This window comes from Vibrio sp. QJM3NY_39 (assembly GCF_057785895.1).
On the sequence record NZ_CM173506.1, the window covers coordinates 1,671,688 to 1,685,220 of the forward strand.

The 13,533-nt window shown below is 42.8% G+C and carries 5 protein-coding genes and 7 pseudogenes; 4 read left to right on the forward strand and 8 right to left on the reverse strand.

Translation table 11 applies throughout. The features are described 5' to 3' along the window. Positions 1–262: 262 nt before the first annotated feature. Positions 263–1,094 (reverse strand): annotated as a pseudogene (locus AC3CHU_RS23320) (IS5 family transposase). A gap of 127 nt (positions 1,095–1,221) precedes the next feature. Here AC3CHU_RS23320 and tnpC point away from each other — a divergent pair. Next, positions 1,222–2,789: pseudogene (tnpC, locus tag AC3CHU_RS23325) on the forward strand (IS66 family transposase). A gap of 77 nt (positions 2,790–2,866) precedes the next feature. On the opposite strand, the pseudogene AC3CHU_RS23330 reads toward tnpC, so the two are convergent. From AC3CHU_RS23330 to AC3CHU_RS23350, 5 genes and pseudogenes are all read right to left on the reverse strand, one after another. Beyond that, positions 2,867–3,738: pseudogene (locus tag AC3CHU_RS23330) on the reverse strand (IS5 family transposase). Between the two features lie 170 nt (positions 3,739–3,908). Next, positions 3,909–5,039 (reverse strand): DcaP family trimeric outer membrane transporter, encoded by a 1,131-nt coding sequence (locus tag AC3CHU_RS23335; RefSeq protein ID WP_488525797.1) that lies wholly within the window; start codon positions 5,037–5,039, stop codon positions 3,909–3,911. 535 nt (positions 5,040–5,574) lie between these two features. After that, a complete protein-coding gene (locus AC3CHU_RS23340) occupies positions 5,575–6,207 on the reverse strand; it encodes a DUF3299 domain-containing protein (protein WP_488525798.1) in 633 nt (210 codons plus the stop codon). Between the two features lie 41 nt (positions 6,208–6,248). Beyond that, complete coding sequence (locus AC3CHU_RS23345) at positions 6,249–7,892, reverse strand: amidohydrolase family protein (RefSeq protein WP_488525799.1); 1,644 nt, start codon at positions 7,890–7,892, stop codon at positions 6,249–6,251. A gap of 80 nt (positions 7,893–7,972) precedes the next feature. Further along, a complete protein-coding gene (locus tag AC3CHU_RS23350) occupies positions 7,973–8,806 on the reverse strand; it encodes a hypothetical protein (protein ID WP_488525800.1) in 834 nt (277 codons plus the stop codon). Positions 8,807–8,962: 156 nt separating this feature from the next. Here AC3CHU_RS23350 and AC3CHU_RS23355 point away from each other — a divergent pair. The 3 pseudogenes from AC3CHU_RS23355 to AC3CHU_RS23365 form a co-directional block, all read left to right on the forward strand. Continuing rightward, positions 8,963–9,828: pseudogene (locus tag AC3CHU_RS23355) on the forward strand (IS5 family transposase). Further along, a pseudogene (locus AC3CHU_RS23360) lies at positions 9,788–10,206 on the forward strand (ISL3 family transposase); the annotation flags it as partial. The pseudogenes AC3CHU_RS23355 and AC3CHU_RS23360, both read left to right, overlap by 41 nt. Positions 10,207–10,250: 44 nt before the next feature. After that, positions 10,251–10,811: pseudogene (locus AC3CHU_RS23365) on the forward strand (IS5 family transposase); the annotation flags it as partial. Positions 10,812–10,940: 129 nt separating this feature from the next. Here the strand turns inward: AC3CHU_RS23365 and AC3CHU_RS23370 are convergent. Further along, positions 10,941–12,602: an autotransporter assembly complex protein TamA gene (locus AC3CHU_RS23370; protein ID WP_488526330.1), complete on the reverse strand. Its 1,662-nt coding sequence runs from the start codon at positions 12,600–12,602 to the stop codon at positions 10,941–10,943. A gap of 224 nt (positions 12,603–12,826) precedes the next feature. Beyond that, positions 12,827–13,390, reverse strand: a pseudogene (locus tag AC3CHU_RS23375) (IS3 family transposase); the annotation flags it as partial. Positions 13,391–13,533: the final 143 nt, after the last annotated feature.

The window sequence follows — 13,533 nt, forward strand, 5'->3', positions numbered from 1 at the left end:
AGGAGTAAATAATCTAACGAATAACTTAATAGTGATATTTGTTGGATTATTCAATTTAATAAAGCAGCTCGTTGCTTCGAACCGAATATTAAGAGCAAAAGGTTTTAATATGTAATCTCATTTGATGGATCAGATCATCACTTTGACTATTTGGATAACTCTTAATGCGTAATTTACTTCTAAAGTCGTTGTTTTAACTGCATTTAGCGGCTTTGTTGCGTAATTAAATTTATAGATAGAGCTACCCCATTTCGTGTGTTTCTTAGTCAATACGACAAGTTTCAGGCATACCTAACCCAGTAAGCTTGTTCAACGCTTTTATCATCGCGTAAGTCTCACCCACCTGCGCATTGTAATGTCTTAAGCTCAATCGTCCTCCTAGTAACTGTTTAACTCGATACATCGCTGTTTCTGATAATGAACGTTTATGGTACCCATACCGCTCTTTCCAATACTTATTTGAGCCGTATAACTTCTGGCAACCCACGGCGAGATTGCGAGGGTGACCACGCTCCCAGAAGGCTGCCCCCTCTCTTGGGGGAATAAGCGCAATAGCTCCCTTAATCTTAATAGCAGCGTGACACGCACTCGTGTCGTAAGCCCCATCACCAGAGACCTCAAAGATACTGCGGCGTGTTTGTTTCGGTAAGTTCGGGAGAACTTCCCCATCCGTAACCGTCGATAAACTTAGCTCGGCTGCAATAATTTCATGAGTGCTTGTATCGACGGCAATATGCAGCTTTCGCCAGACTCTTCGCCTACCATCCGTCCCGTGTTTTTTGACTTTCCATTCACCTTCGCCATAAACCTTAAGGCCAGTTGCATCAATGGCTAGGTGTTGTATCACTCCTCTCGTTTTAGTCTTAAATGAGACCTCAACTTGCTTGGCTCTACGGCTGATGCAGGTGTAATGCGGACAACTTAACGGTAGAGTCGATAAATCCTTGCAGCGCTCTCAGCGACATAGAAAAAACTCGTTTCACCATTAGTGCTGTCGTGATGGCTAAATCACTGAACCGACGTGGCCTCCCGCGCTTATTCTGTTTGCTTTGCGCCCACCCGCTTATCGCCTCTTCATCAATCCAAAAAGTCAAAGAGCCAGGGTTAATAAGTGATTGGTTGTATTGCTTCCAGTTGGTTGTTTTGTACGTGGTTTAGGCATAGAGCTACGAGAAGGAGTGAACGTAGCTGATCAGATCGTAGGCTCTTGATTTAGTTCCATTGAATTACGCAACAAAGCCGCTCTCACGATCAAAAGTGACTGAGCTTGAATCTACGGTACTCACACTTCGCCAATCTCTAAACGAGAGCGAAACAACCATCCAATCGCTGGTTGAAAAACTCAACCTAGCGTAGCGTAAACGCTTTGGTAGCAGTAGTAAAACCATGCCCCCTCAGGACTTAGAGTTCAATGAGGCGGAGACTCATGCCGATACGACAGGTGAAGATGAAGCGACCAGCAATCAGAATGATGAAACATCGGACGCGAAAAACACTTCATCCGAAACAAAGCGTCGTGGTCGCCCTAAGCTTCCAGAAGACTTGCCGCGGGAGCGTGTCGTGGTGGACATTCCAGAATCAGAAAAAACCTGCTCGAGTTGCCAGTTGATGCTTTGCAATATGGGGCAAGACACCCGCGAAAAACTGGTGTATATCCCAGCTAAGTTGTACGTCGAAGTCACCGAAAGACCCAAATACGTCGGTCGTCAGTGTAACGCGCTAGGAGAAAAGACCCTCGTGTTGATGGCTCCACCGCCGCCAGCGATTATCCCGAAAAGCATCGCAACCCCCTCTTTGCTTGCGCAAATTATCACGAATAAATACCACTACGCCCTGCCTCTCTATCGCCAGGAGTCTTTGTTCAAACAATATGGAATAGAGCTCAGCCGTAAAACGATGAGTCAGTGGATACTGCGTTGTGCTAATAAGTTAGAGCCGTTAATCGTCTTACTGAAAGAAACCCTCCTTGCTCAAGATGTTCTGTTCGCGGATGAGACCACGTTGAGCGTGCTCGATGACGAGAGAAAGAAAAGCTACATCTGGTTATACGGGTTTGGTCCAGACCGAGGAGGCCATGCACAATCTCCCGGTATCGTCCTGTTCGACTACCAAGATGGGAGTCGGGGCACCACTGCCCTCAATCGTATCTGTCAGATTACACCGGTTATCTTCATGTTGATGGGTATAAGGCGTATGAAAAGACAGAGGCGAAGTTGGTGGATTGCTGGGCACATGCAAGACGCAAGTTCATTGAGGCCGAGCAGAGCCAACCAAAAGGCAAGCAAGGAAAAGGGGGAAAATCCAGTGGGCAGTCAGTTGGATCCAAAAGCTCTATCGTGTTGAACAAGCGCTCAAAGATAAGACGAGGGAAGAACGATATGTTACCCGCCAATCAAATACTCAGTCTCTGCTCAATGAGTTCAAGGAGTGGTTAGATAAATCGGTCACCCAGGAGCCCCTAAGAGTAAACTGGGTGATGCGATAAGCTACATCTCAATCAATGGTCGAAGTTAGTACGAGTTATCGATGATGGTCGGTTAAGCATGGATAATAACCGAGCGGAACGCTCAGTACGTCCGTTCACGGTAGGGCGGAACAACTGGTTGTTCTCGAAGAGTCATAATGAAGCACGGGCCAGTGCCGTGCTGTACAGTCTTATCGAAACCACGAAGGCTAACGACTGTGAGCCGTATGAATACCTCGAATACGTGCTACGAGAAATTCCAAAACTGAGGAGTGAGGACGACCATGGTCATCTTCTTCCTTGGAACATGCCAAAAACGGAATAGTCCGTATCTCAAAAATAATGCCGTTCAGAATGACAGATACCGCCTTAGTTGGCGGTATCTGTGTTGATATTAGGAAGTCAATGAGTCGATTCGCAGACGCTTACTATGACTTTGTTCATGGCTTTGACGTTCGCAAGTGCTTCACCTACTTGAGCGTTGTAATTTCTCAAACTTAGTTAGCCACTAGTTAAGCCTTTATATCGAGACATTGCTGTTTCAGATATTGAGCGATCATGTTAACCAGAGTCTGCTTTCCATTGAACTAAAGCATCATCTTTTAAAGCTTGTACGGCTTCGTTTCTTGCATGTCCACCTTCCCAATACCCTGCATTTTTACGCGGAGGTATTTATGGAGTTAGCTCTTTTCGTTGCAGCACCTTATGACACTCTTTCGTATCATACGCTCCATCACCCGAGACTGCGTTAATCTTCCTTCGAAGCGGATTGAGTAACGTTGGTAGTACTTCACTATCTCCGACATTGACTAGACTTACCTCAGCGCTAATGACTTCATGTGTATCTACATCAACAGCAAGGTGCAGCTTTCGCCGTGTTTTCTGACTTTCCACTCTCCCTCGCCGAACGCTTTGAGACCCGTAGAATCAATAGCGATATGACGAATTGGCCCTCGATACTTATTGCGATACTTTACTTGCACAGTCTTCGAACGCTTGCTGATGCATGTATAATCGGGAGAGCAGAGCGGTACGTCCATCAACTTAAACACTGAATCGATGAACCCTTGTAGAGCGCGAAGCGGAAGAGAAAATATGCCCTTTATCATAAGGGCTGTTTCAATAGCGGTATCCCTGTATTGGAATCCTCGGCCTCGATTCCCATGGTGCGTGGTACATTTCCATGCTTTAACGGCCGAATCATCAATCCAAAAAGTCACTTTGGTGTCGAAAAAAAATGGGTGAAGGAAGTGGCGGAATACTCTAACCAACACTAAGAAAGAAGGTCATGGAAGGTAAAAACGCAATACACTCACAGCCTTCAAAGTATTCCAAAGTACGAATTTGGTTTACTGATGTGAGCGGCTTTGTTGCATAATTAAGTCTAGAGACAAAGCCTCGACAACAGTTTGCTCTATAATGATGGTAGCGAACAGATTATTTTTTAGTACTTCCATTCCATACCGAGCATAATTCTATGATTGTCTCTAGAGTCCAACACGCTTCGCTCATATGTTGAATAATTGTATTCAACACCCACCATTAAATCAGGTTGAATATTCCACAGTAAATTAGCCATAATATATTCACTAGACGTTAATGTATCTTGCTCCATTACAACTTGTGAATCTAAGGCATCGCTCTTAACCGAGCCATAAGCAAAAACAGATTTAAGGTCTTGCTTCCAATGTCTTGTGTATGATGCCATAAAGCTATGTGTTTCTCGAACCTCGAGAGACTGTTCAGCTTCATTCCATGTTGCGCCAGTTCCAGATAAGCCTAATAGATATCTGTCTGTTCCTTGCCCTGTGTATAACAATAACGTCACTGTATTATTAAGAGTGATGTTCCACCCTCCGGATAACTGAACACCGTAACCCAACTCTTTATATTCATGCTCATTAGAAGACAGACGTATCTGACTCAGCGCAACCGTCGCTCGTAACCAACCGCGCTGATTGTCTAATTCTAGGCCTACCACTAAATCGGGCAATGACCCACTGGTATCAATGGTATCAATGGTATCACCCGATGGATCTTGAATATCCGAATTGGTGCCACTTTCTAATGCGATATCATAGCGAAATAATCTGAAATTTTGTGACCAACGGAGCATTGGTTGACGTTTAAATACTACACCGCTTAATGTTGGTTCAGCTAGTGACAGAGGATAATTACGCATATCCATAAAGGTAGACCAAGTTTGTCCAGCCAATAGATCGCCAGACTCGATATGGTAGGTCAAGTAGGCTTCTCTTAATCGTGGTGACATGTTACCGTCATTATTGGCGTTGAAATCAACCACCAACTTAGAGTCAATGGAGGTGCCATTATCAAAACCCTTTAGCGCTACCAGTTTAAATTGAGATAAAGTGGCATCTAACTTTGAATCACTATGATTGCTTTTACCAAATAGGCTATTTCCGGGGATATTTATTCCCACTCCAGCGACATCACTGTCATGAATCAGTATTGTTTTAATGGATCCACCAAAATCAAACACGGTTTCTGACGCAGAGCTGGCCGCGCTCATCATTGCGGCACTAAGTACCAACACTGTGGATTTCATTTTCATAATGTTACCTACTGTATTTACATTATTTTGTTGCGTAATTCAGTGAAACTAAAACCAGAACCAGAGATCTGTTCAGTTTCATTCATTATACATCGTATCCTTATGCTTGAACTTCGTTACAATACAACCAAGCGATCGCTCCTGTGGCTCTTTGACATTTTGGACTGGTGAAGAATCGGTCAACAGTTGAGTATAAAGCAAAAAGATAGGGGCTGCTGACCACGTCGATTCAGTGATTTAGCCATCACGAAAACACTTATGTTAAAAGAGTTTTTTCTACCACTGAGAGGCGTGTTTTGGTTTTGGCGAAAGAAATCTTAACTCCTTCCCGTGTTGTTCAAAACAATCACGAAAGACCAACACGCCTAATACAAACGGACCGAAGTATACTTGACGAGTCTGATAATGGTGGTCACGGCACGAGCCTATCTCTAAACTAAAACACGTAAAAAAGATCGTCTTTATCTCGATTTACAAATCTACATCGCCTCCCTCTTTTGGAGTCTCTAACGCTTATTACATATCCCTCCCCAATCTAATATTTTATGACTGATACAGCACTCATTACATATGAAGATTGAATGTCTACATCCCCATCTATAAAACTAGTCTCTATGCTACTAGGCTTTGCATTCAGTACCCCCTCTATAATAAATGCTTCATAGATGCTTTCAATGGCCACACCTTGAGAATAATTAACATAAATAATTTGATTTGACGGGGGAGGTGGAGTGTGTATGCACGCTCCAGCTGTAGGGACGAAAAAAAACTCCGTAACCAATAGCTCTTCCATAACAAGTGGCACGATAAAGCCACCTATCACCTGTTGCTTACCGATAATTTTTTCATTTAATTTAAGGGGGGCACTAGCTTTGATCCTTCTTGCTTGAGCCAAGTATGGAGCTATATCGACCTCATCTAACTTGAGTCTTTGTTGTGCGAGGATTACTCGCTCAGGCGTCCTAGGTAGGAAGCCTGATTGAGTTAAATGGTAGTTAACGACAATCTGCAACTCAACTTGCTGCTCTGGACTAACTTTTTTAACTATTAAAGGAGCGCGGGGTGACGTGTTTTCACCTCTCAGTTCAGACCATGGCAACAGCGGTTTATTCGTCGCTCCCATCGCTCCAATACTTATTAAAAGAAGAATTAAGACGATATGATTCATAATTGTCCTTTGGCGCTAACTTTCCGAGTCGTCAAATATAATCATGACTGGTTTGGGACAAACTGACGCGGGCTCAAATCAAGTTTATCAACATTGTTTCCTTTATCCTCTACAGGAAACCTTATGGGTTTGCCTGGATAAATCTTCTGAACCTTTGAGTCCTTCACGACCGTGACTCCATTAACTATAACATAAGGCAAACCTGTTGTTGGCAAGGCCCCTTCTCCGATTTGATAGGTCGCATTATCAGTGACCGTTTCTGGGTCAAAAACGACAATATCCGCGTCCATTCCTTCTTGCATTCTTCCTTTCTTTGCAAAATGTTCTATTCCGCCCAGCTCTTCAAAATACTTAGCATGTAAATAGCTCATTTTTGAGATAGCTTCCATCAAGGGCATTATGTTTTCTTCTCTTACCATTCGAAGAACTTTCCCCCGTGTTCCAGCTGCACGTGGGTGAGCGGATTTGCCTTCATAGGTTTCATCCCAAGAATAGTATTCGCCTTTAGAATTTAGCAAAGGCATCCCATCTGAAACGACAACAACATCAGGCATCGCTAGCCAACGAGCAATATCTTCGACTTTATTATTAAAAATCAATATTGGGCTTCCTGGATTATTTTTTCTAGTATCGTCATATATCTCTTTGTTCCATCGCGTTCCATCAAGATTAGATATATCTGAATAAGAAATACCCATATTAGGCATGTTTTTCTCTAGCACAATGTCTGTGGAAGCCATAGTTGAACCAGCAGCGTATGGGTAGACTTCTCCCCAAACTTTAGCGCCCTTTTCTCTAGCCGTATTAATCATCGGGATACTATATTCCCAATCTTGAATACTGTTATGGTGCGCGACCATAAACGGAGCATCTAAAACCAAAGCGTTTGCTAGCATTTCTTGTATCCCTAACAACCCTCCATTTGGTGGCCTCACGCCTGCAAATCGAGTATGCGCATTAGAAAGGCGCCCATACAAATTAGAAAGCTCTTGGTATTTAAATAGTTCATAGTGTGTAAGCCCAGTAGTCATATATCCAACAGGCACCCCCACACCTAACGCCCCTTGTCTTAGTCCTTCGTCAACCAAATGGAAAATACTTTCCATCTCTTCTTTGTTGGCTAGGGTCGCTGACCAGCCCGGCTTACGACCTTCTTTCTGAGCTTTATGACCGGCAGCATTCAATAATACACTGAACATGTCACCAGCATCGTTTCCGAGATTAGCGACATCGGGCCCATCAAGCACACTCATGCGCGCTAAACCTACATTTAATACTGTCCCATAATTAGTTTGTGTTTGACCTTCAGCATCATTATAGAATTTCGCTACGTCTCTAACACCAGCTTCAAAATCCATCATTGTAGTTAATCCATCTCGAAGGGCGAGTTTCCTACCAAATGGGTCTGTCGCATGATGATGCCCTTCAATAAAACCTGGAGCAACGACATGTCCGCTAGCGTCAATGGTCTCTTTGCCTGAAATTGTCTTTTCGGTAATGAGTAAAATCTCACCGTCTTTTATCCCAACGTTTAGAATCGCGTCAAGACCTGTTTCTGGGTCCATGACTCGACCATTGTTAATAGTAATATCAAACACCATTTCACTTGCATACAATGATCCAACGCTAGAAAAAGCAGCTAAAAGGAAAATAAAATTACAACATTTTTTTATATTATTGTGCATATATATCTCCTAGGGTATTAATTTTCAACAAACAAAAAATTAATACCCATTTAAATTTCAATACGTTAAACTGTATATTCTTACCAAGGCAAGGCAACTACCGGAGTAATTATAAATCTAAGTTGGTGCTCTATACCGAAACTATCAGGGCTTTCTATATAATTCCAATACTGAAGCCCAAACTTAATAGGACTTCCTCCAATTAAAGTTGTTTTAGCGAAACCTATACCAAGTGGGAAAGACAACTTATTTCCGTCGCTAGCTTCGTGGTTATAGCTCCAGGTCGGCTGCGCTTGGATTTGCCAGCCATCATCAAGATTTGCAGTATAGAAATATTGGCCACCAGTAATGCTAGTATCGGAGTCATTACTACCACCGACATTCCATTGATGGGTAATTAAAGCACCAATGACCCCCCAACTTTGCGCATAAGCTAAAGCAAACTCAGGGCCAAGTAGAAACTGCTTATTACCTAATTCATCTTTCGTTGCCGTTGGTAGTGTTCCTACAATACCCCCTATTGTTATTAGACCTGTTTTGAAAGAGTGCCCTACAGCCACATCAAATCCTATGTCTCCTAGACCTGCGCCTGAATCTTTAAAATTGTCCACATTATAATAAGGTTGGTCAAATACTAAGGGAATGTTAGGCCTGACAAATAAGTTAGTTCCTTCTGCAAGAGGGATCGGTAGAACAGGTTGAAAACTCATTCGGTATCCACCCTGGCTCCCCGCACCATTTAAATCTCCTTGATAGCCCAAATAATCAAAGTTAAATGAAAGGGAGCCCATTGTTGTATTAGGGTTAGCTAACTCATGTGCTATCTCTTCTAAATCTTTATCACCTCCCTCATTAGCGGTTACGGCCAAAGAAGAAAAACAAATTACCGAAAATAAACTCATAATTTTAAACATATACTTTTTCCTTAAAATATCCCACCAGAAAAACATAGTTGTCGGATGTTAGCTTGTCAATTGGCCAGGGTGAGAGCGGCTTTGTTGCGTAATTCATTGGAACTAAATCCAGAACCTACGATCTGATCAGTTACGTCCACTCTCTCTCGAAGCTCTATGCCTAAACCTCGTTACAAAACAACCAACTGGAAGCAATACAACCAATCACTCATTAACCGTGGTTCTCTGACCTTTTGGATTGATGAAGAAGCAATAAGTGGGTGGGCGCAAAGCAAACAGAATAAGCGCGGGAGGCCACGTCGGTTCAGTGATTTAGCTATTACGACAGCACTCATGGTGAAACGAGTTTTTTCTATGCCACTGAGAGCGCTGCAAGGATTTATCGACTCGATATTTAGGTTAGCCCATGTGCCGTTAAGTTGTCTGCATTACACCTGCATCAGTCGTAGAGCAAAGCAAGTTGAGGTCTCATTTAAGAATAAAACGAGAGGAGCAATACAGCACCTGGCCATTGATGCGACTGGCCTAAAGGTTTATGGCGAAGGTGAATGGAAAGTCAAAAAACACGGGACAGATGGCAAGCGTAGAGTTTGGCGAAAGCTGCATATTGCCGTTGATACAAGCACTCATGAAATTATCGCAGCCGAGCTAAGTTTATCGACGGTTACAGATCGAACTTACTGAAACAAACACGCCGAAGTACCCTTGAGGTGTCTGGTGATGGAGCTTACGACACGAGATTGTGTCATGCTGCTATTAAGATTAAGGGAGCCATTGCGCTTATTCTCCCAAGAGAAAGGGCAGCCTTCTGGGAGCGTGGTCATCCTCGAAACCTCACCGTGGGTTGCCAGAAGTTATACGGCTCAAATAAGTATTGGAAAGAGCGGTATGGGTACCACAGACGTTCACTATCAGAAACAGCGATGTATCGAGTTAAACGGTTGCTAGGAGGGCAACTGAGCTTAAGACATTACAATGCACAGGTGGGTGAAGCGCTCACGCTGGGTACTGCTGAAAAATAGAGTCAACTTAAATACACGTCAAGATAGCTATCTTACTGAAATATTGAATATCAATAAGGACTTAATGACCACTTATATACTCGAGCACAACTCAAAGAGCTTTGGTATTCTGAATCCGAAGGGCACGCGAAGGGGCTCTGGGACACGTGGTGGGCACAAGTGCAAGAGAGTGGAATTAAGCCATTGAAAGAGTTCGCACGAAAACTGAGTCCTTATCTTCACGGCATTATCGCATCGGCAAGTTATCCGTTGAACACCTGCACACTTGAAGGGATAAACAACAAGATAAAGCTAATCAAGCAAATGGGATATGGATATCGAGGTACAGACTACTTCTTCTTGAAGATAAAAGCGGCTTTCCCCGGAAAGCCGCGATGAACCTTATAATTTGCTTCGCCAAAAGTAAAACCATAACCAACACCATGCCAAGAACAATGCTAACTGATATTCGCTGGGAACTGCTACTCCAAGTTATGAAAAGTACAGGTCGTATTTACGATAAAACTGAACATCGAATGACATTTGAAGGAATACTTTATCGAATGAGAACAGGTATTCCTTGGCGAGATCTACCCTCTGAGTTCGGAGAGTGGAGTACCGTTTACAGACGATTTAATCTTTGGTCAAAGAAAGGAATTTTAGATAATTTTTTCAAAAGCTTATCTAGCATGGCTGATTTTTAATGGGTCTTTCTTGATGGCTCTATAGTTCGAGCGCATCAGCATAGCACAGGTGCAGCTACTGAAAGCTCAGAGCAAATAGGAAAAAGTCGCGGGGGCAACTCAACTAAAATTCACTTAGCCGTGGATAGTGGTGGCCTGCCGATTTGCTTTGATTTATCAGAAGGACAACGCCACGATATAGTGCATGCCGAAAGCTTAGTTGAGCAACTCGATGAAGTTAATACCATCGTTTGTGATAGAGGATATGACAGCGAACCTTTCCGTACTTTTGATAAGGAACGTGGCTACCGATGTATTGTTGAACACGAAATGTGCAGCAAAGATCAACACGCCCTAATAAATACACGAAACGGTTTAGCTCTGTCTCTAAACCGAATTACGCAACAAAGCCGATTCGAATCAACGGAGTGCTTAAACAACGTATAAACATCAAAACTGAGTACCCAAGGAAAAGTGAATACGAAATTCATCACCTTTAGGTGCATCTAAGCCGTAAGCAAAATCTAATTTCACAGGCACAAATTGTGAGTTCCAAATCAGGCTAAGACCTGTGCCACGCTTCCAATCAGCTTCATCATCAAACGCATCACCAACATCGAGAAAGGCGCCCAACCAAATCGAACGGTACACTTGATGTTGATACTCAAGCCCTGCCGTTAGCATGTAGCGTGCCCCCGTTAATTCACCGTTGTCATCTTTTGGAGAAATCGATTCATAACCATAACCTCGCAAATTGCCATCGCCACCAGCAAAATAACGCAGTGACGACGGGACGTCCGATAACGATTTGGCAATGTTTATGCCAACGTTAGAACGGAAATGGAGCTTCTGGCTTTCGCTAATATCCCACGAAAGCACGCTGTTTCCTTCTAACCTCAACAACCTTGAATCAGAAAACAGATTAGGGTCAGAGTACTCAACAGAATAGATGTGTCGATGATTGAACTCCAATTGATCATTTTTACGATCAACCTGAGAAAAACTAATGCCAGGTAACAGCAATTGCGATTGGTCTTCCTCAGACGCCTGACGGTACTGTTCATGCAAATATTTGACGTAAATGGCGCTTTGCCAATAGTTGTCTAATTGCCAGTAACGTTCAAACTTAAGATCGTTTGAAAAGCTTTTTGTATCTCGATGATCAATTCGTTTTGATTCAAACTGAATACCAAAGTAATCGGTTATAACTTTCTCTGTTGGGATTTTGTAACCCAACTGCAGTGATTGCTCCTGTTCAGACAAGGACGTCTGTGTTTCAAAGCTGTGCCCTCTTCGGTTATACCAAGGCATTGACCAGTTGAGAGAGGCTCGTAAGCCGAGATCGTTAGAATAGCCACCACCTACCCGAACAATATTACGAGAGTTTGGCTCAGCAATGATTTCGATTGGAACCTCTAGGTTGTCACCGAGGTGGTTAAAGTCACCTTGTACCACGACATTTCGAAACCATTGAGTTTCAGATAAATCAGACTGCAGTTCACCCAACTTGATTGTGTCAAAGTCATCACCTTGTTTAAAGGTTGGAATTTTCTCGATACGAGTGGGCTCAACTCCATCATCAGGGACGCTAATAGAGCCAAACTTGTAGCGTGGGCCGCTTGAAAAATGCAGGTGTATGTTGGCGATGTTGCCACTAGGAATAACCTCAATCTTAGACTCAATAAACCTACCTTCAAAGTAACCTTTCCGCTTTGCTAAAGAGAAAATTGCCCGTTTAGTTTGGTCGTATTCCTGGTGAGACAAAGTTAGGCCGACTTCTAACTTGCTTTGATTGAGTATATTTATGAACTCTTCATCTTGGCTTGCTTCCCCTGTAACTTTTACGACCGAGTCTGTAATGCGCATGACAGGACCAGAATCGATATACAGGGTTATGTTATCCGGGTCTTTAAGTTCGATATTTAACTGAGGGTGATAGTAGCCATAAGGGTTGAGCGCGTCTTTAATACGTTTCGCTAGCTTAGTTTTCGATAACTGTGATACGGGAACATCGACTAAAGGATCCAAATATAAATTTACATTTTCGGCGAGAGTTTTGTTGAGCCCTTTAACCTTAAAGTCTGCGCCTATCGTGTAGGGTTGGATAATCATGAAAAGTGAGGCTGCCAGTAGTAATTGTTTAATCAAATTGTTCAAGCGGTTACTCCGTTATTCTAAACTCGGTTATAACCCATCAACTTGAAGATGCAGGTTTGAACACCTGAAAATTATCATTGATTCGAGACGTCAACTAATCTGCAAACACAGGAAGAGTCAAAGTAAAGAATTGCTCCATTGCTTTTGAATGATCTGCACCAGATAGACTGGACACTTTGTTAAGCGACATATTGTTTTTCGAAGTTAACAGGGCTTAGGTACCCAAGAGCACTGTGCCTTCTTGTTCGATTATAATCACTTCTATGTATTTGTATTCAAAGAGTGCTTGGCGCATGTCTTCTCGTGCCATAATAGGCTCGTATTGGATTGCTTCTACTTTCATCGAGTTGAAGAAGCTTTCAACACAAGTGTCCCAACAGTTTCCTTTCCTACTCATACTTTGTTTAAGTTTATGAGCTGCGATTAACTCTCGGTAATCCTTTGAACAATATTGGCTACCACGATCGCTGTGAATAATCACACCCTCTGCGGAATAAAGCCATTGAGAGTGCATCACAAACTAACGTTGCTGTCATTCTTGTACTCATAGACCAGCCACTGACTTACCGTGAATAAAGGTCAATAATGGCGGCTAAATACATCCAGCCTTCACTTGTTGCAAGATAGGTGATGTCTCCAGCCCATTTTTGATTCGGTGCTGTTGCATTAAAATCTTGCTCAAGCAAGTTCGGAGCGATTGGTAGCTTATGCTTACTATCGGCCGTACATTTGATAATCCTGCTTAATAGAACTAAAATAACATATAAACACCAGCACACAACAAGACACTTATGGGTTGGTGATATCATTTCTAACGAAGTGACCAAATTCAGCTTACCACTATAGAGTTACAATTCAACCGTCGGTGATATTGAAGCCAACACCC

Bases quoted from the DNA above. Each gene is read 5' to 3' on its own strand.
- AC3CHU_RS23335 (WP_488525797.1), bottom strand. From the start codon at position 5,039: ATGAAAATGAAATCCACAGTGTTGGTACTTAGTGCCGCAATGATGAGC.
- AC3CHU_RS23340 (WP_488525798.1), bottom strand. From the start codon at position 6,207: ATGAATCATATCGTCTTAATTCTTCTTTTAATAAGTATTGGAGCGATG.
- AC3CHU_RS23345 (WP_488525799.1), bottom strand. From the start codon at position 7,892: ATGCACAATAATATAAAAAAATGTTGTAATTTTATTTTCCTTTTAGCT.
- AC3CHU_RS23350 (WP_488525800.1), bottom strand. From the start codon at position 8,806: ATGTTTAAAATTATGAGTTTATTTTCGGTAATTTGTTTTTCTTCTTTG.
- AC3CHU_RS23370 (WP_488526330.1), bottom strand. From the start codon at position 12,602: ATGATTATCCAACCCTACACGATAGGCGCAGACTTTAAGGTTAAAGGG.